This window comes from Novosphingobium sp. PhB57 (genome assembly GCF_004342985.1).
In the GTDB taxonomy this organism is placed as follows: domain Bacteria; phylum Pseudomonadota; class Alphaproteobacteria; order Sphingomonadales; family Sphingomonadaceae; genus Novosphingobium.
Genome location: NZ_SMBO01000001.1, coordinates 503,303 through 525,837, shown reverse-complemented (window position 1 = coordinate 525,837; position 22,535 = coordinate 503,303). Strand labels below are relative to the sequence as shown.

The window sequence follows — 22,535 nt, the reverse complement described above, 5'->3', positions numbered from 1 at the left end:
GGCGATTTATAAAACCACTTTAATGCCACTTGTACCAAAAAGCTAAACTGGTATCTGTCAGATCATGACCCAAGCGACACCGAACGCGCCGGCAGCGGCGCCCGCCAGCACCACGCAGATGTCCCGCGAAGCGCGCGAGGCGCCCGCGCGCTGCGTCGAGCAGCTTCGCCGCAATGCAGATATCGTGCGCGAGGCCGGTCGCCAGCTCCGCGAGCTTGCCCCGCCCTTCGCCGCGACTCTGGCGCGCGGCAGTTCGGACCAGGCCGCCGCGTTCGCGAAGTTCCTGCTGGAAACCCATGCTCGCATCCCGACGTTGAGCCACGCCCCTTCGGTGGGTTCGCTCTATCACGCCACGTCCGCCCAGTTCCTGGACGTGCCGATGATCGCGATCTCGCAGTCCGGTCGCAGTCCCGACCTGCTGGCTGCGGCGCAGGACGCCCGCAACAAGGGCGCGGTCGTCATCGCCGTGGTCAACGATGCCGAATCGCCGCTGGCCGAGCTTGCGCAGATCGTGATCCCCGTCCACGCCGGCCCGGAAACCAGTGTTGCGGCGACCAAGAGCTTCGTCTGCACCCTTGTCGCGCTTACCCATCTCGTCGCCGAGTGGAGCCAGGACGAAGCGCTGCTCGCGGCTCTCGAGACCACGGGCGAGGTTCTGGAAACGGCCGCCAATGCCGACTGGACGACGGCGGTGGACTTGCTCAAGGATGCCAGCGAAATGCTGGTGCTGGGGCGCGGCCCGACACTGCCGATCGCCGGTGAAGCCGCGCTCAAGCTCAAGGAAACCTCCAGCCTCCATGCCGAGGCCTTCAGCAGCGCCGAAGTCGCCCATGGCCCGATGACGCTGGTGGGGGACGGGGATCCGGTGCTGGTGCTTGCCCCGCTCGACGTGGCGCGCACCGGCCTTCGCGAGCGCCTGGACGACTTTGCGGCGCGCGGCGCCCGGGTCATCGCCGCCGGCCTGCCCGAGGATGTCGCTCCCGCCGCGCTGGTACTGCCGCTGGCCACGGAAGTGCATCCGGTCCTTGGAGCCATTGCCGAGATCCAGAGTTTCTACGGCCTCGCCAACGAACTCTCGCTGGCGCGCGGACGGAACCCGGATAATCCTCCGCACCTCAACAAGGTGACGCGCACGCTATGACCCGGATCGCCCTTATCGGTGCGCGTATCGTCCTTGCCGACCGCGTAGTCGAAGACCAGGCACTGGTCCTCGACGGCGGGCGCATCGTCGGCCTTGTGGCACCCGACGCCCTGCCCGGCGACTGCGTGCTGGAGCGGCTCGACGGCGGCTACCTGCTGCCCGGCTTCATCGACACGCAAGTGAACGGCGGCGGTGACGTGCTGTTCAACGACATGCCCTGCATGGAAGGCATTCGCGCCATCGCCCAGGCGCATCGCCGCTACGGCACGACCGGCATCCTGCCCACGCTCATCAGCGACTTCCCGCAAGTGGTGGAAGCTGCCATCGCCGCCGGCGAAGCTGCGATGGCGCAGGGCGTTCCGGGCGTGCTGGGCGTGCATATCGAAGGCCCCCACCTCAACGTCGCCAAGAAGGGCATCCACGACCAGACCCGCTTTGCGCCGGTGGACACCGAAGTCATCGCCCGGCTTTCGGCACCGACGACGGGCCGCCGCGTGGTGACGCTGGCGCCGGAACTGGCGCCCGCAGGCACCGTGCGCGCCCTGACCGAAGCGGGCGTGCTCGTCTGCGCGGGCCATAGCCTCGCGAACTACGACCAGACCCGCGCCGCGCTTGCCGAGGGGCTGGTCGGCTTCACCCACCTGTTCAATGCGATGACGCAGTTCCTCAGCCGCGACCCCGGCATGGTCGGCGCGGCGCTGGAAGACCGCGCCAGCCACTTCGGCCTCATCGCCGACGGCTTCCACGTCCATCCCGCCTCGATGCGCGTGGCCCTTGCGGCCAGGGGTGAGGAAGGCATCATGCTGGTGACGGACGCCATGCCGCCGGTGGGCGGGACGCTGGGCCGCTTCACGCTCATGGACCAGGACATCAAGGTGGAGAACGGCACCTGCACCGGGCCTGACGGCACCCTGGCCGGCTCCGCGCTGACCATGGCGCAGGCCCTGCGCAACGCGATGGACATGATCGGCTGCGACATCGTCGCCGCCTCGCGCATGGCCAGCGGCAACCCCGCCCGCTTCCTGCGCCTCGACCATGAGACCGGCGCCATCGCGCCGGGGCTGCGGGCGGACCTCGTCCATCTGGACAATGATCGCCTGGTCCGCGCGACCTGGATCGGCGGCGCACGCGAGGACCACCGCGAATGACAACGCAAGGAAGCCAGCCAGAACTGGGCCTGATCGAGGGCCGCTTCGGTCGCATCTGGAACGAGGCCGAACGCAGCCATGTGGTGAAGACGCTCGCTGAGGCCGGCTACGGCTTCTACCACTATGGCCCCAAGGCCGATCGCGCGCTGCGCCGCGAATGGCGGGTGCCGCATGACATGGCCCGGACCGAAGCGCTGGCCCGCCTTTCCGCCGAGTGCCGCGCCGCGGGCATGCGCTTCGGCATGGCGATCACCCCGGTCGGCTCCACGCATCCCTTCGACGACGAGGCCCGCGCGGACCTCACGCGGCGGGTGGCCGAACTCGACGCCATCGGCATCGACGACCTGGCCGTGCTGTTCGACGATCTTCGCGGCGACATGCCCGAACTTGCCGAGCGCCAGGCGGATGTCGTCAACTTCTGCGCCGGGCTCACCGGTGCCGCGCGTGTCTACACCTGCCCCACCTATTATTCCGACGATCCCGTGCTCGACCTCGTCTTCGCGGATCGCCCGGCGGACTATCTCGGCAAGCTCGGGCGGCTGCTCGATCCCGCCGTGCAGGTCTACTGGACCGGCGAGGAAGTCTGCTCGAAGGAAATCGGCCCGGCCCATCTGGAACGCGTCGCGGGCGAACTGGGCCGCAAGGTCTGCCTCTGGGACAACTGGCCCGTGAATGACGGCGCCCGCATGTCGCGCTTTCTCCATCTGCGGGCATTCACCGGCCGTCCGGCAGCGATCGCCGGACACATCTCCGGCCATGCCATCAACCCGGCGATCCAGGCGCACCTCGGCTGCATCCCCGCCATCACCTTGCCGATGGTTTACCGGCAGGGAGAGACTTATGCCTATGGCGAGGCCTTCGGCGCAGCGGCGCGGCACCTGCTCGGCGATGATTTCGCGCAGATGCTGCAGCAGGATATCCCGGCCCTGCAGGACGTGGGCCACGAGCGCCTCTGCGCGCGCGCAGATCGCCTGCGGGCCCGCTACGAAGGGATCGATCATCCCGCGGCGCGTGAAATCCTGAACTGGCTGGACGGCAAGGACCTGATGACCGACGACGAGGTCCAGACCCAGTAAGCGGGGATACAACCATGGCAGCAAGCACCAAGACCCGGGATATCGCGCTACTGACCGCCCTGCGCGCCGCCGTGGGCAAGCGCCATGTGCTGACTTCCGCGCGCGAGACGGCCCGCTTCCGCAAGGGCTACCGCACCGGCGAAGGCCCGGCCATCGCGGTGGTCCGCCCGGGCAGCCTGGTGGAGATGTGGCGCGCGGTGCAGGCCTGCGTGGCGGCAGACGTCTCGATCATCATGCAGGCTTCGAACACCGGGCTGACGGGCGGCTCCACCCCCGATGGCGAAGACTATCCCGGCGGCCTGGTGATCGTCAGCACCACCCGGCTTTCCGCACTCAAAGTGATCCGCCGCGGAGAACAAGTGCTGTGCCTGCCGGGGACCACGCTCTACAAGCTGGAGCAGGCGCTGCGGCCGTTCGGGCGCGAACCCCATTCGGTGATCGGCTCTTCCTGCCTTGGCGCCTCGGTGGTCGGCGGGGTCTGCAACAACTCGGGCGGCTCGCTGATCCGGCGCGGTCCGGCCTATACCCAGCTCGCGCTTTATGCCCAGGTCCAGGGCGACGGCTCGCTGCGCCTCTTCAACCATCTCGGCATGGACCTTGGCGACGACCCGGAGACCATGCTGTCCCGGCTGGACCTCGAACAGTTCACCGAAGCCGACATCGATCCCGCCAGCGACAAGTGGGCGCACGACCACAGCTATGCCGACCATGTCCGCGACATCGACAGCGAAGTGCCGGCCCGCTTCAATGCCGACCCCCGGTGCCTGTTCGAGGCGGCGGGAAGCGCGGGCAAGCTGATCGTCTTCGCCGTGCGCCTCGATACGTTCGCGCGCGAAGACGACACCACCACGTTCTACATCGGCACTAACGAGGCCGACCGCCTGACCGCGCTGCGCCGCACGATGCTGCGCGATTTCGACACGCTGCCGATCGCCGGCGAATATATGCACGCCGAAGCCTTCGACGTGGCCGATCGCTACGGCAAGGACATGTTCTTCGCCATCGAGCGCCTCGGCACCGACCGGCTCCCGGCGCTGTTCGCGGCCAAGTCCCGCTTCGACGGCGTAATGGGCAGCGGGCTCAGCGACCGCCTGATGCAGTGGTCCAGCCGGTTCATCCCCGACCATCTCCCGGCCCGCATGCGCGACTATCGCGCGCGCTTCGAGCATCACCTGATCCTCAAGGTGCCGCGCGACCAGGTGGAAGCCGCGCGCAGGCTGCTGCACGACCTCTTCCCCGGCGACGCGGAGGATACAGGCACTGACGGCGGGCACTTCGAATGCACGGCGCAGGAAAGCGCCAAGGCCTTCCTCCACCGCTTCGTGGCGGCGGGCGCTGCCGTGCGATACCGCGCCGTCCACCCGGACACGGTCGAGGACATCGTCGCGCTCGACGTCGCCCTGCCCCGCAACACCCGCGAATGGGTGGAACGCCTGCCGGCCGAACTTGCGGCGCGCACGGTCCACACGCTCTACTACGGGCACTTCTTCTGCCAGGTATTCCATCAGGACTACATCGTGAAGAAGGGCACCGATCCACTTGCCTTCGAGCACGCGCTCTGGGCCCTGCTCGACGCGCGCGGCGCGCAGTATCCGGCCGAGCACAACGTCGGCCACCTTTATGTCGCCCGGCCCGAACTCGCGCAGTTCTACCGCGAGATCGACCCGCGCAACCAGCTCAACCCCGGAATCGGCCATACCCCCCGTGGCCGCAACTGGGGAGATCACCCAGGCATCGGGGCTACCGGAGAACATCCATGACCTATTTCCTCGGCATCGACGCAGGCGGCAGCAATTGCCGCGCCCGGCTTGTCGACGCGCAGGGCCAGGAGATCGGCCACGGCAAGTCCGGCACCGCCAATGCGCGCATCGGGATGGAGGCACTCTACGAAACGCTGAAGGACACGGTCGACCAGGCCGTGGCCGAAGGGGGCCTTACAACGGCCGAGCGCGCCACCATCCAGGCCGGCATGGGCATTGCCGGGATCACCCGCCCCGGCGTGCGTGAGGCGCTGGCGGAACTCGACTTCGGCTTCGCCGCGGTGCGCTATGCCACCGATGCCCAGATCGCCAACCTCGGCGCCCATGCCGGGCAGGACGGCGCGATCCTCATCATCGGCACCGGCAGCGCCGCGCAAGTGCGACTGGACGGCCGGGACTTCACCATCGGCGGCTACGGTTTCCCGATCTCCGACGAAGGCAGCGGTGCCGCGCTCGGCCTCAGCGCGATGCGCCACGCCTTGCGCGCGCTCGACGGGCGCACCCGCAAGACCCCGCTGAGCGCGGCCGTGACCGAGCGTTTCGAACACGACACGGCGCAGGCCATCGCCTGGATGGACCACGCCACCCCGCGCGACTACGGCACTTTCGCGCCGCTGGTCATGGACTATGCCGAAGCGGACGACGCCATCGCCCGCTCCATCGTCGAACATGCCGCGGGCCATATCGAGCGTTTCATCGAGACGATCTTCGAGCGCGGCGCCACCCGCTGCACGCTCGTCGGCGGCCTGGCCCCGCGCATGCAGCCCTGGCTGCGTTCGCGCACGGTCGAGCGCCTGAGCCCGGCCCTCGGCGATTCCCTTGACGGCGCGCTGCGTCTGGCGGGCTTCGAACCCGCCTGACGCCTGCCGTCCCGTCCCTGCCGGGCATCTTCGCCGCTGCCGGCATCGGCCGAACAGCGCAAAAATCCCGGCCCTCCCACGCCGAAAGCCGCCCGCATCGTTCTATAATAGGTCAGGAAAAACGATTTCATTCGGCCGGACAAGATCCGCCGGGCAGGAGTTGAACTTGACAGTCAAGACCGTCGAGGAACGTCTGGAGTTCCTCGAATTCGATGCCGCGCAGCGCCGTATTCTCACCGCTGCGCAACCATTTCTCCGCACCTGCATCCAGCCAGCGCTCGATCACTTCTACCGGCGGGTCCGCGCGACCCCCGAGATGGCGCGCATGTTCCGCAGCGATGCGCACATCAACGCCGCCAAAGGCGCGCAAGTCGGCCACTGGCTGGGCATCGCCACCGGCCGGTTCGACGCCGAATACTACGCCGCCGTCAGCCGGATCGGCAAAGTCCACGCCAAGATCGGCCTCGAACCGCGCTGGTACATCGGCGGCTATGCGCTGATCCTGGAAGAGATCATGGCCGCCGTCGAACGCAGCGCCAGCCCCTGGCGGCTGTTCACGCGCCGCGTCAGCCCGGGCAAGCTCAACCGCGCGCTGATGAAAGCGGCCATGCTCGACATGGACTTGTCGATCTCGATCTATTTCGAGGAAGCCGAAGCGGAGCGCAACCAGGCCATTGCCGCCCTCGATCGCGCCATGTCGCGGCTGGCGGGCGGCGATCTTCTCCACGACATCGACGACCTGCCCGCCGGGTTCCTCTCGCTGAAGACCTCCTACAACCGCAGCCTCGCCAACTTGCGCGAGACGATCGGGTCGGTGGTGACGGCCTCCCATGCGATCTACGGCGAATCCGGCGCCATCGCGCGGGCCTCCGAAGACCTTGCGCAGCGCACGGAAAGCAGCGCCGCGAACCTGGAGGAGACGGCCGCGACGCTGCTGCGCGTCGAGGAACGCGTGAAGGCCACGGCATCGGGCGCGCAGGAAACCCTGGGCATTGCCGGGGAAGCGCTCGATTCCGTCGAGCAGGGGCGCGAAGTGGCCGGCGACGCGGTGCAGGCGATGCACGTCGTGCACGAAAGCGCACGCGGCATCGATGCCGTGATCGAGGGGGTCGACAAGATCGCCTTCCAGACGCGCGTCCTGGCCATGAACGCGGCCGTGGAGGCCGGTCGGGCCGGAAGCGCCGGGCGCGGCTTCGCGGTCGTCGCCGATCTCGTGAGTTCCCTGGCCATGCGCGCCGAGGAAGAAGCCCGCAAGGCGCGCGACGGCCTGTCCGCCACCCGTTCCGAGATCGACCAGGCGGTCGCCACCGTCTCGCGCGTCGATCGTTCGCTGGAGACCATCGCGGGCGAAGTCGGCCGGGTCCACGCCCTTGTCGAGACGATGGCGCGGGCCAACGATGCCCAGGCCACGGCTATTTCGGAAGTCATTTCCACGGTCGGCATGATGGACCGCACGACGCAGCAGAACGCGGCCATGGTCGAACAGACCTCCGCCGCCGCCCGCACCCTGATCTCGGACGCGACGACGCTTGCCAACCAGGCCGGGCGATTCCAGATCGGCGAGGAGCCACCCGTCAGGACCTGCGCGGCCTGATCGCCCGCGCCTGATCTTCGCGCGCCGCCCTGCCGCGAGGGGGCGGCGCGTGCTCCCCGGCGGTTGACCGCGCCAGAGCGATACTTGGCCGCGCGCTGCATTCCGGCCGCGCGGCACTGGCGGGAAGTGCGCTAGCCCATGGCCAAACACGAATCGCGGGAGACACCTTCGCCATGAAGATCGACAACACGCTGGCCGCCGTCGTCACGGGCGGTGCATCGGGCCTTGGCCGCGCCAGCGCGAAGGCGCTGGCCGATGCAGGCGTGAAAGTCGCCATCTTCGACATCAGCGAGGAGGCAGGCGAAACTTTCGCGGCCGAGATCGGCGGCGTGTTCTGCAAGGTCAACATTCTCGACGAGGAGAGCGTTGAGGCAGGCTTCGCCCGCGCCCGCGCCACCCATGGCCAGGAACGCGTCGTCGTCCACTGCGCCGTCGTGGCCGGCGGCGGCAAGACCGTCTCGTTCGACAAGACCACGGGCGGCTTCAAGCGCATGGCCACCGAACAGATCGCCAAGACGGCCGAGGGCGTGTTCACCGCGTCCTACCGCGTGGCCGCGATCGCCGCGCTGGGCATGGCGACAGCCGAGCCGCTCAATGCCGACGGCGAACGCGGCTGCATCGTCTTCACTTCCTCTGCCGCTTCGCAGGACGGACAGATCGGCCAGGTCGCCTATGGCGGCGGCAAGGGCGCGGTCAATGCCATGGTGCTGCCGATGGCGCGCGACCTGATGGACCTCGGCATTCGCGTCAACGCCATCCTGCCCGGCACATTCGCCACCCCGCCGATGCTGCGCGTCAAGGAGATGAACGAGGCGGTCTATGAAGGCCTTGGGCGGGCCGTCCCCTTCCCCAAGCGCCTGGGCAATCCCGACGAGTTCGCCAGCTTCGTGCTCGAACTGGTGCGCAACACGTACTTCAACGGCCAGTGCATCCGCCTCGACGGCGGCATCCGCATGCCTCCGAAGTGAGGTAGGCGCAGAACTCGGGCTCAAGCCGGTGCGGCATGCCGCGCGCCCGCAAGAACGAGGGCGCGGACACGGATTCCGTCCGCAGGACGGTCCCGTGACCGCCGCTCTGCACGCTCGCTTTTCTTGCCCCTCCTCCCGATACCCGCCTTGACAGCCGCGCATGCGCAGGCCCAATCGACAATCGATGCGACGTCCCGCCGTTAACGCCCTGAAAGCCCTGGTCATCCGCCAGCGGCAGCGCATGCGCGAGAGCGAGCTGGCGTTCATCGTGCTGGCCGTCATGGCAGGAATAGCCGCCGGATGGCTCACCAACCTCCAGGGCTTTCTCGCCCATACGCTGCAACAGCTGTTCTACGCGATCGACGGCAACCGGCTGAGCGCACTGGGTGAAATCCGCCACCCCTGGCGGTTGCTCGCCCTGCCCTTCGGCGGCCTGGTCCTGATCGGCATCGCCTATCTGCTTCGCAGACGCCGGCGCGCACCGATCGACGTCGTCGAAGCCAACGCGCTGCACAGCGGGCGGATTCCCTTCATCGACAATCTCATCATCTCCGCCCAGACCATCATTTCCAACGGCGCGGGAGCCTCGGTGGGGCTGGAGGCGGCTTATGCCCAGATGGGCGGCGGCGTCGCCTCGGTGCTGGGCCAATGGTTCAAGCTGCGCCGCGCCGACATGCGCACGCTGGTCGGCGCCGGAGCCGGGGCCGCGGTTGGCGCCGCTTTCGGCGCGCCCCTGGCCGGTGCCTTCTACGCCTTCGAGATCGTGATCGGCGCCTATACGCCCTCCGCCATCGCCCCGGTCATCGCCGCCGCCCTCGGCGCGGCGTTCATCACCCGCGAACTCGGCGTCGAACCGTACTTGATCGCCGCGTCCAGCGCGCGCGACCTCACCACGGGCGACTATTTCATCTACGCCGTGCTCGGCCTGGTCTGTGCCCTCGTGGGCATACTCATCATGCGGCTGGTGACCTTCACCGAATTGCACGTCCAGCGCCTGACCCGCTTCGCGCGCTGGAAGCCGCTGGTGGGCGGGCTGCTGCTGATGCCGCTGGCCTGGGTCTCGCCGCAGTCGCTTTCAGCGGGCCACGGCGCGATGCACCTCAACCTCGCCATGCAGCCGGCGATCCATTTCCTGCTCATGGTGCTGGCGCTCAAGATCGCCGCTTCGGTCATTTCGCTGAGCTTCGGCTTTCGCGGCGGGCTGTTCTTCGCCTCGCTCTTCCTGGGGTCGCTGGTCGGCCTGATCTTCGCCGCCGCCGTGCAATTGCTGCCTTTGGGCATCGAACTCGATCCCACCCAATCCGCCCTCGTCGGCATGAGCGCGCTGGCGGTCTCCATCGTCGGCGGCCCGATGACGCTGGCCATGCTCATGCTGGAGACGACTCACGACTTCGCGCTGATGGGCGTGGTGCTGACCGCCTCGCTCGTCTCCAGCGCCTTCACGCGCGAGATGTTCGGCTATTCGTTCTCGACCTGGCGCCTGCACATCCGCGGCTCGATCATCCGCTCCCCGCGGGACATCGGCTGGATGCTCAGCCTTACGGCCGGACGCATCATGCGCAAGGACTGGATCTCGGCACCGGCCACGCTGTCCGTGGCCGACTTCCGGGCGCGCGTTCCGCTGGGCTCGGCAAGCAAGGCGATCCTGCTGGACGAGGACGAACATTACGCCGGCATCGTCGCCACGTCCTCTGCCTATAATCCCGAACTGCCGCAGGACAGCGCGATCGGCTCCCTCGCCTCGCTGAAGGGCACCACCCTTTCCCCGACCACCGACATCCGCGCGATGATAAAGGCTTTCGACGTGGCCGTGGCCGACGAACTGGCGGTGGTGGACGGCGTCGGCCGGGTGGTCGGCGTCGTCACCGAGCGCCATGCACGTCGGCGTTACTTCGAGGAAATCGAAGCCTCGCAGCGCGAACTCTTCGGAGAAAGCTGACCGCGTGACCTCGTCCCGGATCGGGTCCGGAACGAGGCCGTTTGCTTAGTCACCAGCAACCGGAAGCCACACGGCACTCGCCGCATCGCCGCCGTACGTCACGGTTTCCGTCGCCTTCACATAGTCGCTGGGCCTGGCTTCCATGATGGAGGATACCCAGGACTGCGGGTTGCGGTCGTAAAGCGGGAACAGGCTGGACTGCACCTGCACCATGATCTTGTGTCCCGGCAGGAACACGTGATCGACATTGGGCAGCGACCACTGGAACTTGTAGCCCTTGCCCGGCTCAAGGGGTTGCGGCTTGTCGAAACCGTGGACGTAGCGGCCCCGGAAGATCTCGATGCCGATGCCGAGTTGATAGCCGGCCAGGGCGGGATTGGCCGAGTTCTCCTGCGGATAGACGTCGATCAGCTTGACCACGTAATCGCTGTCCTGCCCGCTGGTGGAAGCATGAAGCTCGACCTTGGGTGCGCCCTTGATATGGACGGGCCTGTCCAGCACGCCGGTGCTGTAACTCAGCACATCGGTGCGGCCGTCGACGAAGCGCTGGTCGTGGACGAGCCATGTCTTCCATTCCTCGCCCTGCATGTGGACGGGGCGCGGCAGCAGCGGCACGGGCTTGGCCGGGTCGGAAACGTAGCTGTCGCTGCCCGCCGCCGGCTTGCTCCACGAAAGGCCGTAGTTCGCCGCGAGGTAGAGCGGCGTGTAGCTGCCTGCGGGCCAGCTTTGCGATACTTCCCAGCGGTTCTCGCCCGTGGCGTAAGTCACGACCGGCGGGGTATCGCACTTCGGGGCATCGGTCTTCAGGTGGCAGTCGAAGAACGGCTTCATGTAGCGCTGGCGGAACTGTGCACCGGTATCGCCTTCCCACTTGAGCGGGCCCAGTTCGCGCGCCTCGTAATTGACCTGGGAATGGCGCCAGGGGCCGATGGCCAGGCTGACCATCTCGCTGGGCGTGCCGTTGGCCTTGAGCGCCTGATAGACGGCCGGGGCGCCGTAGCTGTCTTCCTGGTCCCATTGACCGACGACCAGCATGGTCGGCACCGTCAGCTTGCGCGCGCCCAGCAGCTTGTCCACGGCCTGACCCTGCCACCAGGCGTCGTAGCTGGGATGCTCCAGCACCTTGCGGACCACCGGAAGGTCCAGCAGGCCGTACGCCTTGGCATAATCCATGGCCGAACCGGCTTCCAGATAGGCCTGATATTCGTCGCCGGTGCCCTTGGGCACCGCGCCCCCGCCCTTCTTGACGGTCTGGACCAGGTCGTAGTCGAAACCGAACATGCGGAAGGCGCCGTTATGGAACCAGTCGTCGCCCATCCAGCCATCGACCATCGGGCTCTGGGGCACGGCAGCCTTGAGCGCCGGATGCGGATCGATCAGCGCCATCAGGGAGGTGAACCCGAGGTAGGACGAGCCGGTGATGCCGACTTTCCCGTTGCTCTCCTTCACGTTCTTCACCAGCCAGTCGATGGTATCGTAGGCGTCGGTGGCATGGTCGACCTTGGTCTTGTTGAGCGGCCCGCGCAGCGGCCGGTTCATCACGTAGTCGCCTTCGGAGCCGTCCAGCCCGCGCACGTCCTGATAGACGCGGATATAACCATCGTTGACGAAGTCCGCGTCCATGATCGGAAGGATTTCCTCGATCTTCTGGCTGCGGTTGCGGCTGGTCATGCCGCCGGCATTGTAGGGCGTGCGGCTGAGCAGGATCGGCCCGTCCTTCGTGCCCTTGCGCATGACGATGACCGTGAACAGCTTCTTGCCGTCGCGCATCGGGATCATCACTTCGCGGCGGATATAATCCGCCTGCGGGCGCACCCAGTCATACGAGCCGACCTGCTCGTTCATCATCGTATCGGTGGGCGGCGCCGCCGAGAGATGCGATGCGGCGGCAAGAGCGAACGGCGCAACTGCGAGGCCCGCGGCGATCCGGAAATGTTTTGTCATGGACCCGTTTGGTGGCCCGTGCATTTCGAGCGGTCAAGCGGGTTCTCAACCGATCTCCACCGGATAGAGCATCCCACTTGCGCGGCAGGATTCAGGTGGGACCAAGTCCCCGTGCCACTTGCGAACGCTCTATGTTCATCCGGTCTTCGCGCGCCTGGGCCGCCCACTCACTGCGGGACATGCAGATCCGCTTGATCTTAAGGCGCGACCCGATTTCCTGGAACTTGCGGCATTCGATCGGATCGGCCTGGTCCATCCCCGGCTTCTTCTCGGCCGCCCTTTCGGACGCCGCGGGGCCCTTTGCCAAGGCCGGAGTCCCGGCCGCGAAAACCACGCCCAGCGCAAGAAACGCGAACTTCTTCATGACGCCCCCTCCCCACCGAAACATCCCGCCAATCCGTTGCCCCCGGCATTCCAAACAGGCTGCTCAAGAGCCGTCAGGACGGACGACGCTCGTCCAAGCCTATCGGCTTTTCGTAGAATTCGCATCGATTTTGCGGAGCTGAAGGAAGAGTCCCGCCCCGCTACAATCAATTTTGCACGGCGGCCCGTCTGGGCGCCGGGGATGAGGGCGGTGGACGAAGCCGAAGTCAAGGCATTGGCGCAGACGCTCGAAATGTGGGCGGCGCTGGGCGGTTCCGTGAAGGAATGGTCCACAGCGGAGGCGACCATGCTTCAGGCCGCCGCGGTGATGCGTCGTCAGGCGGCCCAGATCGAAGCGCTGCGCGCGCAAGTGCGGGAAAGCCGATCCGCCGCCTGCCAACCCTGCACCTGAGCTTCGGTCCCACCGCTCAGGCTTCCGGCAAGAAAACGGGCAGGAAAGCCAAGACTTTCCTGCCCGCGCAATTTTATCGAAAGCAGTGGTTTCAGGCCGCCTGCTTCTGCCGCTCCGTCGCTTCCAGGTTGAGCAGGTCGGCAATCTCGAAAGCGAGTTCGATCGACTGCGCACCGTTGAGACGGGGATCGCAGTGCGTGTGATAGCGGTCCTTCAGCGCCTCGTCAGTGATGGCGATGGCGCCGCCGGTGCATTCGGTCACGTCCTGGCCGGTCATCTCGATATGGATACCGCCGGCATGCGTACCCTCGGCGCGGTGGACGGCGAAGAAGCCGCGCACTTCGGCCAGGATGCGGTCGAACGGACGGGTCTTGAAGCCGCTTTCGGCCTTGATGACATTGCCGTGCATCGGGTCGCACGACCACACCACCGGATGACCTTCGGCCTTTACCGCGCGCACCAGCTTGGGCAGGCCGGCCTCGACCTTGTCATAGCCATAACGGCTGATGAGCGTCATGCGGCCCGGCTCGCGTGCCGGGTTCAGCGTATCGAGCATGCGCAGCAGCGCGTCGGGCTCGAGGCTGGGTCCGCACTTCATGCCGATCGGATTGCCGACGCCGCGCAAGTATTCGACATGGGCCGAGCCTTCGAAGCGCGTGCGGTCGCCGATCCACAGCATGTGGGCCGAACAGTCGTACCAGTCGCCGGTCAGCGAATCGCGGCGGGTCAGCGCCTGCTCATAGGGCAGCAGCAGCGCTTCGTGGCTGGTGTAGAACTCGGTGCCCTGAAGCTGGGGAACCGAAGTCGGGTCCACGCCGCAGGCCGCCATGAAGTCCAGCGCCTCGCCGATGCGGTCGGCCATCTGTTCGAACTTCTGGCCCCAGGGGCTGCGGTTGATGTGCTCCATCGTCCACTGGTGAACCTGGCGCAGGTTCGCATAACCGCCATGCGCAAAAGCGCGCAGCAGGTTCAGCGTGGCCGAGGACTGGCCATAGGCCTTCAGCATCCGCTCCGGATCGTTGCGGCGCGTTTCCGGCTCGAACTCGATGCCGTTGATGATGTCGCCGAAGTAGCTGGGCAGTTCCATGCCGCCGATCGTCTCGGTCTGGGCCGAGCGCGGCTTGGCGAACTGGCCCGCCATGCGGCCCAGCTTCACCACCGGCTGCTTGCTGGCGAAAGTCAGCACGACCGCCATCTGCAGCAGCACGCGGAAGGAATCGCGAATATTGTCTGCGCTGAATTCGGCGAAGCTTTCCGCGCAGTCCCCGCCCTGGAGCAGGAAACCGCGACCGGCGGCGACTTCGGCGAGATCCGCCTTCAGAGCACGCGCCTCGCCCGCAAAGACCAGCGGCGGAAACTTCGCAAGCGTGGCCTCAACCTCGCCCAGCTTCTCCGCATCGCCGTATACCGGAAGATGGCGGGCTTCCTGAGCCTTCCAGCTTTCCGGGGTCCAATTGCTAGCCACGTTACGTACTCCCGGCGGTTCCTTCGCCCTCTCTCCCCGCGCCGAATGCATGGGGCCAAACCGGCAAGAACCGCAAACAAGGGGCGGGCCATAGCCTCCCCGGGCAATTTTTGCAAAGCCGGTTTAGACGATCACGGTGATCGATTGCGCCTTCAACGCCCCGGCGCGGCGAAACAAGGTGTCGCAGGCAGGATTGCGCGCGTAACTTGCGAACAATCCTGCCCCGCGTTCGACCTGATCCTACTTTACGGCGACCGCGCCGACAGCCTTGCCTTCCGGCATGACCTCCAGCTGCCACGAATTGTTCTTGCCGAGATAGCGGGCGGCTAGCGCCTGCATCTGCTGCGGCGTCGTGGCGGTATAATCGTAGAGGATCGTGCGAACGGTGCCGATGCGCGAGGGATCGTACGTCGCACCTTCCAGCTGGCCCATGAAGAACGAGGTGCTGGATGCCGCGCGCGTCACCTGCTGACGCATCGGCTCGGTCACAAGCGCCAGTTCCTGCGCCGTCGGCGGATTGTTGATGAGATCCTGCGCGATCTCGTCCGCGGTCTGGAAGAACACCTTGGTCGACTTGGGGTCGAGCTGCGCCATGGCGGTGATCGAACCGCCGGCCGCCATGTCCACGGGCCACTGCGAATAGACGTAAGGCGCATAGGCCACGCCCAGCTTCTCGCGCACTGCATCGAGCAGGCGGTTGGTGAAGAGCTGCGTCAGGATTTCAAGCTGACGCGATTCGCGGATGCCCATAGAGCCGCCGCCGGTCGGCCAGGAGATAACCGCCGCCGCCTGGTCGGGATCGCCATGGTGCTGCAGCACGATGGGCGTGTCCGAAGGCTTGGGCACGGTGACATCCGCCAGGTTCGCGGTGGAAGGCGCCGGCGTGCGCGGCTTGAGCGCGCCGAAAGTCTTTTCCAGCGCGGCGATGGTGGAAGCCTTGTCGAAATCGCCATAGATCTGGACTTCGACCGGGCCGCTGGCAAGCGCCTTGCTCCAGACTTTCTTGAACCCGGCCGCCGTGGTCTTCTCGATCGCTTCGGGCTTCGGCGTTGCAAAGCGCGGATCCTGGCCGCGCTGGTAGAATTCCAGGTCGCGGTTCAGCACGCCCTGCGGCGAGGTGGAGTAAGTGGCATACTGGATCTTCGCCGCGGCCTTGGCGCGGACCAGCGGCTGCGGATCCCAGCGCGGAAGATCGAGCTTGGCCGCGAAGAGGTAGAGCTGGTCCGCCAGGTCCTGCGGGCGCGTTTCCGCCTGGAACTGGAAGCTGGCGTCCTGCACTTCGAAGTCGAAGCCCATCTTGCGCCCGGTCGAAATGCGGTCGAGATCCTCCTGGCCAAGCGTGGCCAGGCCCGAGCCGACGAGCGCGAACTCGCCCAGCGCGATATAGGGCGCGTCCTTGGGGTCGATCGAACGCTTGCCGCCGCCGAAGCGCACTTTCACGGTGACGCGGCCGGGCTCTTCCTGAACCGGCCAGAGCAGGGCCTTCACGCCATTGGCGAAAGTCAGTTGCTCGATATCGAGCAGTCCCGTCGAGGTCTGGGCGGTCGCCTTGTGAGGCGCGCCGATGGCGGGCAGCTTCTCGAAGGACACCGGCTTTTCATTACCGGCGGTGCGGATCGAGGCATCGGGCTTGATGGGCTGGAGCAAGGCGGAGCGGAGCGACTGGTCGGTAGCGCCGCCTTCCTTCTGCGTCGTGAACAGCGCCCGCGTCACCGTTCCGTTGAACAGCTGCTGCGTGTGCTTGAGCACGTCCGCGGGCGTGAACAAGTGCTTCGATTCGCGGAAGATGCGCAGCACGTCGTTCGGCGCGGCCACCGTTTCGCGGATGTCGAGCGCATTGACCATGTCGTCGGCCAGCTTCGAGCCCGGCAGGATGCGCTGCTGCTCGACCGGAACCTGGAATGCGACATCCAGTTCGGCCACTTCGCGGTCGATCTCGGCCTGCGTGGGTGGCTTGGTCGTGGCATCCGCGATCACGGCGCGCACATCGCGCAAGGCCGCCTCCCAGTCATCGCCGAGCGGCGTCACCGACACGAAAGTGGCGTCGGCCGACCGCGAGACATCGTCCTGGTTCACCGAAGCCGAGAGGAAGCTGCCACCGGCCCGCGCTTTCGATTCGAGACGGCGGTTGATTACGGCCTGGGCAATGGAATCGACCATAAGGCCCTGGTTATAGACGATATTGTCCGTAACCTGACGCCACGGGCGCAAGATGGCATACATCAGCGAAGGCGGCAGGTCGGGCTCGACCAGCACTTTCGTCTCGCCGACGGGATTGCTGCGATCGGCATCCTTGGGCGCGACCGGATCGCCGAAGCTGGGCGCCTGGCTCAGCTTGCCATTGGCCTTCCAGTCCGCGAACCACTTCTTCACGTAGCTTTCCAGCGTGGCCGGATCGGCATCGCCCGCGACGATCACCGCCACGTTGTCAGGGCGATACCAGCGCGAATAGAAGGCGCGCACCGAGGTAGGCGTTGCCGAAGTCAGCGATTCCACCGTACCGATCGGCTCGCGCACGGAGAGCGGCTGCCCGGCATAGAGCGTCTTCTGCATGGCATCCTGCACACGCTTGGCGGCGCCGCCCCGCTCGCGCATTTCGGCCAGCACGATGGGCAAGTCGGACTTGAGGTTGGAGGCCGACAGCGTCGGCGCCGTCACCATGCCGCTCATCAGCTTGAACGTCTCGTCCAGCGAAGTGGGCGTCGCGTTGGGCAGGTCGAGCTTGAACACGGTCTGCGTGGTCGAGGTCACGGCATTGGTATCACTACCGAAGGTCGCGCCCAGGCGCTGGAAGGCGGCAATGGCCGTGCCTTCCGGAATGTACTTGGACTGGCGGAACAGCATGTGTTCCAGCAAGTGCGCATAGCCGCGCTCCGAATCGGTTTCGTAGAGCGAACCGGCATCGACACGGATGCGGATCGAAACCTGCCCCGGCGGCACACCGTTGCGGCGCACGGCATATTTGAGGCCGTTCGGCAGCTCACCGAAATGCCATTCGGGATCGCGCGGAATGTCGCTGCCGCGATAGAGCCACGGATTGCTGTCTCCGGGCAGCGTGTCCGCCGCCGGAGCCGGGGCGTTCGGCACTTGCGCCAGAACGGACTGAACCGGGAGGGGAGCCAGCAGGAGCAGGCAAGCGAGCGAGCGGGCGGCGCGCGAAGATTTCGTCATCGGGAGGGGTATAGGTTCCGGTTCGATTAAGGGCCAGTGAATAGCGCCGGTGATTAGGAAGCGCCGGTCGTCAGGGGATTCAAGCGTGTGAAGTCGCGGCTTAGAAAGAGGCAAATCGCAGCCTTGTTCCCGCGCCGCGCAAAGTCAATTGCGGCTTGTGGACTTGACCCTATCCGCGCAGCACCTAAATCGCGTGGATCATGTATATCGAAACCGAAGCCACGCCCAATCCCGCCACGCTCAAGTTCCTGCCCGGACGGCAGGTCATGGCGTCCGGCACCCGCGAATTCACTTCGCCCGAAGACGCGGAAGTCTCGCCGCTGGCGCAGGCGCTGTTCGACCTGGGCGACGTGACCGGCGTGTTCTTCGGCCAGGGCTTCGTTTCGGTGACCGCCGCGCCCGGCGCGGAGTGGTCCGACCTCAAGCCGCAGGTCGTCTCGATCCTGCTCGACCATTTCGTATCGGAAGCCCCGCTGTTTTCCGGCGGCGATGCCAGCGGCTTCTCGGTTCCGGCCGAAGAGGATGCCGACTATGGTGACGATCCGGCCGATGCCGACATCGTCGAGCAGATCAAGGACCTGATCGAAACCCGCGTCCGCCCCGCCGTGGCCAACGACGGCGGCGACATCGTCTATCGCGGCTACCGCGACGGCGTGGTCTACCTCGCCATGCAGGGCGCCTGCTCGGGCTGCCCCTCCTCCAGTGCGACGCTCAAGCACGGCATCGAAAGCCTGCTGAAGCATTACGTCCCCGAAGTCACCGAAGTCCGCGCCGCCTGATCCCGGGAACGACTGACCAGACATGACGGAAGCGACAGATGCGCCTTTCGGCGGCCTGACACTGGTGATCGATAGCGCGACCGAGGCCTGCTCGGTCGCGCTTTTCGATGGCGACAGGCTGGTGGCGGGCGAGTTTCGCATGCTGGGCCGCGGCCACGCCGAAGCCCTCGTACCGATGATCGCCGCCCTTCCCGATCGTGGCCGCGCGCCGCGCATCGTGGCGGCACTCGGCCCCGGCAGCTTCACCGGCGTGCGCGTGGGCCTGGCTGCGGCGCGCGCGCTCGCCCTCGCATGGGGCTCCGAGATAGCCGGCTACTCGACGCTGGCCATGGTTGCCGCGATCGCGCGCGACCAGGCGGGCAACGTCCCCGTGGGCGTGGCCATGACCGGCGGGCACGGGGAATGGTTCATCGAAGGCTTCGCGGGCGACGGCAACGTGGCCCGTCCGCTCGTGTCGCTCCGGCCCGAAGCTGCCGCAGCAAGCGCAATCGAAACCGTGATCGCCGGCACCCAGGCCGAAGCCCTCGTCACGGCGCGCGGAAGCGGCACGGCCCTGCCCGTCTGGCCCGATGCGCGCGCGTTCCCGCTGCTGCCGGCCGCGGCCCTGACATCCGACACCCGCCCTCTGTACGGCCGCGCACCCGATGCGCGCCTGCCGGGCGGCCTTCCCGCTCCCGGAAACTGAGGCGCCGATGATCGACGATCTCGACAGGATCATGGCCGTCATGGCGCAGGCTTTCGAACCCGCCTGGGGTGAAGCCTGGAACCGGCGCCAGGTCGAAGATGCCCTGGCCTTCGGGAATTGCCACTATTTCCTCATTTCCGCGCAAGGAACGCCTGTCGCGGAAGACGAAGCGGCGGCGGGTTTTTCGCTTTCCCGTACCGGCTACGAGGAAGAGGAACTACTGCTTCTGGCCGTGAACCCCGAATATCGGCGTCTAGGACTTGGACGCTCCATATTGGACTCGCTTCGACTTGCCGCAGCGGCGCGAGGAGCTAAACGACTTTTACTTGAAATGAGAAAAGGAAACCCTGCGGAACTGCTCTATTCCGCCTTCGGTTTCTACCAGATCGGCGAACGCAGGGAGTACTACCGTACACCTGGTGGTGACAGAATCGACGCACTAACCTTTGCTTGCGACATTGGTTGCCCGCCTTCTGAATAAAGATGTCGATACCTAATGTTACAACTGTCACAATTAGGGACGACTTCTAATAGACCTTGAATTCCTGAACAAAATGGTTCAGAAGACAAGTGCAGGCCTTAAATGGCCGCCGATTCCAAAATGGTCGCAAAAAAGAGGTCGTAAAATAATGGAAACCATCCAGGCTGATGCCAACGAGACGTTGATCACGCTCACGTCGGACATCGTAGCTGCTCATGTCAGCAACAACAGTGTCGGCGTAGAGGATCTCCCCGCCCTCATCACCAATGTCTACGGCGCCCTCGCAGGACTTGGCGGTGCCCCCGTGGTCGAAGAAGAAAAGCCTGAACCCGCCGTTTCGGTGCGTGCTTCGGTCAAGCCCGACTACATCGTCTGCCTGGAAGACGGCAAGAAGCTCAAGATGCTGAAGCGTCACCTCATGACGCACTACAACATGACCCCGGAAGAGTATCGCGCGCGCTGGAACCTTCCCGCCGACTATCCGATGGTCGCCCCCAACTATGCCGAGAAGCGCCGCGAACTGGCGAAGAAGATCGGCCTGGGTCGCAAGCCCAACGCGCGTCGCGGCCGCAAGCCGAAGACCGTCGCCGCCTGATCGGCTGCGAACAGAACCGTCACGAGCATCGTCGATTTTCGTAATCGACGTTCTCCGGTTGTGATTGAAGGCACGGCCGCCTATCTAGGTTGCCGTGCCTTTTCATTGATACAGGTCAAACGTGCATCAACCTATCGACCTCGAAGCCCTCTGCGCAGAACGCGGCCTTCGGATTACCGAACAACGCCGCATCATCGCCCGTGTGCTGTCTGAGAGTACCGACCATCCCGACGTCGAGAAGCTCCATGAACGCGCCACCGCGCTGGATCCGGGCATCTCGATCGCAACGGTCTATCGTACCGTGCGCCTTTTCGAAGAAGCCGGCATCCTGGATCGCCATGACTTCGGCGATGGCCGCGCGCGCTACGAAGCCGCCCCCGAAGCGCATCACGACCACATGATCGACGTCGAATCCGGCCAGGTCATCGAATTCGTCGATCCCGAACTGGAATCGCTGCAGCGCCAGATTGCGGAAAAGCTCGGCTTCCGTCTCGTCGATCACCGCATGGAGCTTTTCGGCGTGCGGATCGGCCGCGAGGAAGGCGAAGCGCGCAAGTGAAGCCAGAGGCTTCGGCCAGGGCTTCCGAACCGATCAGGCGGATCGCGATCTGGGGCTGGCCCCTGATCGCGATCCGCCTTTTCGCTTTATTGGCGCTGCTGCTGGTCTGCGTTGCCGCCTACTATGCGGCATCGCCCTTCACGGCGCGCAATCCGGTGCCGCCGTTTTTCCTGCGCCTGGTGGGCACCATCTCCGGCCTGCGCGTGACCGTTCGGGGCCGCCGGCCAGCACCCGGCAGCTTCTTTCTGGCGAACCATGTCAGCTGGCTGGACATCCCCGCGCTCTCCGGCGCCAGCGGGACAGCCTTCATCGCCCATGACGGCCTCGCCGATTTCGGCCCGCTGCGCTGGCTCTGCACGCTCAACGATACTGTCTTCGTGGCGCGCAATCGCCGCAGCACCGTCGCTGCGCAAGTGGAGCAAATTCGCACGGCGCTGAAGGAAACCGGCGCGCTGACGATCTTTCCCGAAGGCACCACCTCCAACGGCACGGATCTGCTGCCGTTCAAATCGTCGCTGCTTTCCGCCATCGGCACCGAAGACGCGGGCCTGACCGTGCAGCCCGTCTGGCTCGATTACGGCAGCGAAGCGGAAGAAATCGCATGGGTGGGCGACGAACCCGGCCTCGACAACGCCCTGCGCATTCTCGCACGCCTGCGGCCCGTCCGGGTGACGCTGCACTTCCTCCAACCCCTGGAGGGCGAGGAACGCCGGGATCGCAAGGCCATGGCCCGCAGCGCAGAGGCCGCGATCGAAAACGCCAGAAACGAGTTGGGCCAGGCCTGGCGCTGACCCTTAGGCAGGAGCCACGGCTCCTGCCGCATCACCCCCGGTCCCCATGATTGCGAGGGCGCCGGAGCGCCCTCGTCACACCCTTAACGCGTGGCGTTGTAGGCGAGCTGCGCCTCGTCGAGCTGGAAGCCCACGAGGACTTCGAAGCTCGACCGGGCAACGGCGGCCTTCACGGCCGGATCCGAAAGCGGATCGACGGCGGCATCGGCGTCGCCGGCCTTGCGCTTGCGGGTGATCTTCTCGCGAATGTCGGCCGGCAGCGTGGCGGCGGCGCGATCGATATAGGCCGAGCCGTTGGCGTGGAACTGCGCGCGATCCTGGCCGTCTGCGAAGTTCAGCGTGACATGGCCGACGCGCTTGGAAACGACGGCGGTGCCGCCCTGAAGCACCGAGACGAAGAACGGCAGCGTGACCTGGCGCGCGCCCTGCTTGTCGTTGCGGCGCGCAAGAACGTCGAACTCCACTTTCGCGAAGACCTTGTCGGTGCCCTGGTCGTTGCAGCTCGTCCGCACATTCGTCATCGCCGCTTCGAGGTCGATATTGTTGGCGGTGCGATCGTTCGCCGCGCGGAACAGCGTCATGTCGCCGGTATAGTCGGGAATACCCACGGCCGGACAGGCCGAACGCACGGCAGTGATGCCAACCCCCGAATCGACCACGATCTCTCCCTTCTTGGCGCAGCCGCTCAGCGCGGTCACCGCGGCGGCGGAGCAGAGAACAGTGGCAGTCAGGCGGCGTGCATTCATCGTGAGGTTCCTCGAAGACGTCGGCTTGCCCTAGCGGCGCAAGCGGCAAAGCGCTAGA

General features: G+C 66.1%; 20 protein-coding genes. 15 read left to right on the top strand and 5 right to left on the bottom strand.

Annotated elements, in window-relative coordinates; translation table 11 throughout:
• Positions 1-64: 64 nt before the first annotated feature.
• The 8 genes from EDF58_RS02300 to EDF58_RS02265 all read left to right on the top strand — a co-directional run bounded on the left by EDF58_RS02300 (position 65) and on the right by EDF58_RS02265 (position 10,486).
• On the top strand, positions 65-1,141 hold the full coding sequence (locus EDF58_RS02300) for an SIS domain-containing protein (protein ID WP_132262316.1): 1,077 nt from the start codon (positions 65-67) through the stop codon (positions 1,139-1,141).
• Entirely contained in the window at positions 1,138-2,289 is a 1,152-nt protein-coding gene (nagA, locus tag EDF58_RS02295; RefSeq protein ID WP_132262314.1) for an N-acetylglucosamine-6-phosphate deacetylase, read from the top strand. Before EDF58_RS02300 ends, nagA begins: the two co-directional genes overlap by 4 nt.
• Positions 2,286-3,365 (top strand): beta-N-acetylglucosaminidase domain-containing protein, encoded by a 1,080-nt coding sequence (locus EDF58_RS02290; RefSeq protein WP_132262312.1) that lies wholly within the window; start codon positions 2,286-2,288, stop codon positions 3,363-3,365. The genes nagA and EDF58_RS02290 overlap by 4 nt, the downstream gene beginning before the upstream one ends.
• A gap of 14 nt (positions 3,366-3,379) precedes the next feature.
• Entirely contained in the window at positions 3,380-5,125 is a 1,746-nt protein-coding gene (gene dld / locus EDF58_RS02285) for a D-lactate dehydrogenase (RefSeq protein WP_132262310.1), read from the top strand.
• Entirely contained in the window at positions 5,122-5,985 is an 864-nt protein-coding gene (locus EDF58_RS02280; RefSeq protein WP_132262309.1) for a BadF/BadG/BcrA/BcrD ATPase family protein, read from the top strand. Before dld ends, EDF58_RS02280 begins: the two co-directional genes overlap by 4 nt.
• Before the next feature lie 166 nt (positions 5,986-6,151).
• Positions 6,152-7,579: a globin-coupled sensor protein gene (locus EDF58_RS02275; protein ID WP_132262307.1), complete on the top strand. Its 1,428-nt coding sequence runs from the start codon at positions 6,152-6,154 to the stop codon at positions 7,577-7,579.
• A 173-nt stretch (positions 7,580-7,752) separates the two neighbouring features.
• On the top strand, positions 7,753-8,547 hold the full coding sequence (locus EDF58_RS02270; RefSeq protein ID WP_132262305.1) for an SDR family oxidoreductase: 795 nt from the start codon (positions 7,753-7,755) through the stop codon (positions 8,545-8,547).
• A 184-nt stretch (positions 8,548-8,731) separates the two neighbouring features.
• Complete coding sequence (locus EDF58_RS02265; protein WP_132262303.1) at positions 8,732-10,486, top strand: chloride channel protein; 1,755 nt, start codon at positions 8,732-8,734, stop codon at positions 10,484-10,486.
• A 45-nt stretch (positions 10,487-10,531) separates the two neighbouring features.
• Here the strand turns inward: EDF58_RS02265 and EDF58_RS02260 are convergent, their stop codons facing one another.
• Both EDF58_RS02260 and EDF58_RS02255 read right to left on the bottom strand, forming a co-directional pair.
• Positions 10,532-12,430: a CocE/NonD family hydrolase gene (locus EDF58_RS02260; RefSeq protein ID WP_132262301.1), complete on the bottom strand. Its 1,899-nt coding sequence runs from the start codon at positions 12,428-12,430 to the stop codon at positions 10,532-10,534.
• A gap of 91 nt (positions 12,431-12,521) precedes the next feature.
• Entirely contained in the window at positions 12,522-12,794 is a 273-nt protein-coding gene (locus EDF58_RS02255) for a hypothetical protein (RefSeq protein WP_132262300.1), read from the bottom strand.
• A gap of 210 nt (positions 12,795-13,004) precedes the next feature.
• On the opposite strand from EDF58_RS02255, the gene EDF58_RS02250 reads away from it, so the two are divergent.
• Positions 13,005-13,205: a hypothetical protein gene (locus EDF58_RS02250; protein WP_132262298.1), complete on the top strand. Its 201-nt coding sequence runs from the start codon at positions 13,005-13,007 to the stop codon at positions 13,203-13,205.
• Between the two features lie 91 nt (positions 13,206-13,296).
• On the opposite strand, the gene EDF58_RS02245 is transcribed toward EDF58_RS02250, so the two are convergent.
• A complete protein-coding gene (locus EDF58_RS02245; RefSeq protein WP_132262297.1) occupies positions 13,297-14,670 on the bottom strand; it encodes a 3-deoxy-7-phosphoheptulonate synthase class II in 1,374 nt (457 codons plus the stop codon).
• A gap of 240 nt (positions 14,671-14,910) precedes the next feature.
• Positions 14,911-17,841, bottom strand: coding sequence for a M16 family metallopeptidase (locus EDF58_RS02240; protein ID WP_132262295.1), 2,931 nt, complete (start codon positions 17,839-17,841; stop codon positions 14,911-14,913).
• A gap of 200 nt (positions 17,842-18,041) precedes the next feature.
• Here EDF58_RS02240 and EDF58_RS02235 point away from each other — a divergent pair, with 200 nt between their 5' ends.
• From EDF58_RS02235 to EDF58_RS02210, 6 genes are all read left to right on the top strand, one after another.
• Entirely contained in the window at positions 18,042-18,620 is a 579-nt protein-coding gene (locus tag EDF58_RS02235; protein ID WP_132262293.1) for a NifU family protein, read from the top strand.
• 22 nt (positions 18,621-18,642) lie between these two features.
• The gene (gene tsaB / locus EDF58_RS02230; protein WP_132262292.1) at positions 18,643-19,305 is read left to right on the top strand and encodes a tRNA (adenosine(37)-N6)-threonylcarbamoyltransferase complex dimerization subunit type 1 TsaB; all 663 of its coding nucleotides are present in this window, start codon (positions 18,643-18,645) and stop codon (positions 19,303-19,305) included.
• Positions 19,306-19,312: 7 nt separating this feature from the next.
• Positions 19,313-19,786, top strand: a complete 474-nt coding sequence (locus EDF58_RS02225) for a GNAT family N-acetyltransferase (RefSeq protein WP_132262290.1) — start codon at positions 19,313-19,315, stop codon at positions 19,784-19,786.
• A gap of 148 nt (positions 19,787-19,934) precedes the next feature.
• Complete coding sequence (locus EDF58_RS02220; protein WP_132262288.1) at positions 19,935-20,381, top strand: MucR family transcriptional regulator; 447 nt, start codon at positions 19,935-19,937, stop codon at positions 20,379-20,381.
• 121 nt (positions 20,382-20,502) lie between these two features.
• Positions 20,503-20,940: a Fur family transcriptional regulator gene (locus EDF58_RS02215; RefSeq protein ID WP_132262286.1), complete on the top strand. Its 438-nt coding sequence runs from the start codon at positions 20,503-20,505 to the stop codon at positions 20,938-20,940.
• A complete protein-coding gene (locus tag EDF58_RS02210) occupies positions 20,937-21,731 on the top strand; it encodes a lysophospholipid acyltransferase family protein (RefSeq protein ID WP_132262285.1) in 795 nt (264 codons plus the stop codon). Before EDF58_RS02215 ends, EDF58_RS02210 begins: the two co-directional genes overlap by 4 nt.
• An 83-nt stretch (positions 21,732-21,814) precedes the next feature.
• Here the strand turns inward: EDF58_RS02210 and EDF58_RS02205 are convergent, their stop codons facing one another.
• Positions 21,815-22,477 carry a hypothetical protein gene (locus tag EDF58_RS02205; RefSeq protein WP_132262283.1) on the bottom strand — a complete coding sequence of 221 codons (663 nt, stop codon included), beginning with the start codon at positions 22,475-22,477 and terminating at the stop codon, positions 21,815-21,817.
• Between the last annotated feature and the right edge of the window lie 58 nt (positions 22,478-22,535).

What these genes read in the sequence shown, in the direction of transcription:
- EDF58_RS02300 (WP_132262316.1), top strand. Translation starts at nt 65, where the DNA reads ATGACCCAAGCGACACCGAACGCGCCGGCAGCGGCGCCCGCCAGCACC.
- nagA (WP_132262314.1), top strand. Translation starts at nt 1,138, where the DNA reads ATGACCCGGATCGCCCTTATCGGTGCGCGTATCGTCCTTGCCGACCGC.
- EDF58_RS02290 (WP_132262312.1), top strand. Translation starts at nt 2,286, where the DNA reads ATGACAACGCAAGGAAGCCAGCCAGAACTGGGCCTGATCGAGGGCCGC.
- dld (WP_132262310.1), top strand. Translation starts at nt 3,380, where the DNA reads ATGGCAGCAAGCACCAAGACCCGGGATATCGCGCTACTGACCGCCCTG.
- EDF58_RS02280 (WP_132262309.1), top strand. Translation starts at nt 5,122, where the DNA reads ATGACCTATTTCCTCGGCATCGACGCAGGCGGCAGCAATTGCCGCGCC.
- EDF58_RS02270 (WP_132262305.1), top strand. Translation starts at nt 7,753, where the DNA reads ATGAAGATCGACAACACGCTGGCCGCCGTCGTCACGGGCGGTGCATCG.
- EDF58_RS02265 (WP_132262303.1), top strand. Translation starts at nt 8,732, where the DNA reads ATGCGACGTCCCGCCGTTAACGCCCTGAAAGCCCTGGTCATCCGCCAG.
- EDF58_RS02260 (WP_132262301.1), bottom strand. Translation starts at nt 12,430, where the DNA reads ATGACAAAACATTTCCGGATCGCCGCGGGCCTCGCAGTTGCGCCGTTC.
- EDF58_RS02255 (WP_132262300.1), bottom strand. Translation starts at nt 12,794, where the DNA reads ATGAAGAAGTTCGCGTTTCTTGCGCTGGGCGTGGTTTTCGCGGCCGGG.
- EDF58_RS02240 (WP_132262295.1), bottom strand. Translation starts at nt 17,841, where the DNA reads ATGACGAAATCTTCGCGCGCCGCCCGCTCGCTCGCTTGCCTGCTCCTG.
- EDF58_RS02235 (WP_132262293.1), top strand. Translation starts at nt 18,042, where the DNA reads ATGTATATCGAAACCGAAGCCACGCCCAATCCCGCCACGCTCAAGTTC.
- tsaB (WP_132262292.1), top strand. Translation starts at nt 18,643, where the DNA reads ATGACGGAAGCGACAGATGCGCCTTTCGGCGGCCTGACACTGGTGATC.
- EDF58_RS02225 (WP_132262290.1), top strand. Translation starts at nt 19,313, where the DNA reads ATGATCGACGATCTCGACAGGATCATGGCCGTCATGGCGCAGGCTTTC.
- EDF58_RS02220 (WP_132262288.1), top strand. Translation starts at nt 19,935, where the DNA reads ATGGAAACCATCCAGGCTGATGCCAACGAGACGTTGATCACGCTCACG.
- EDF58_RS02205 (WP_132262283.1), bottom strand. Translation starts at nt 22,477, where the DNA reads ATGAATGCACGCCGCCTGACTGCCACTGTTCTCTGCTCCGCCGCCGCG.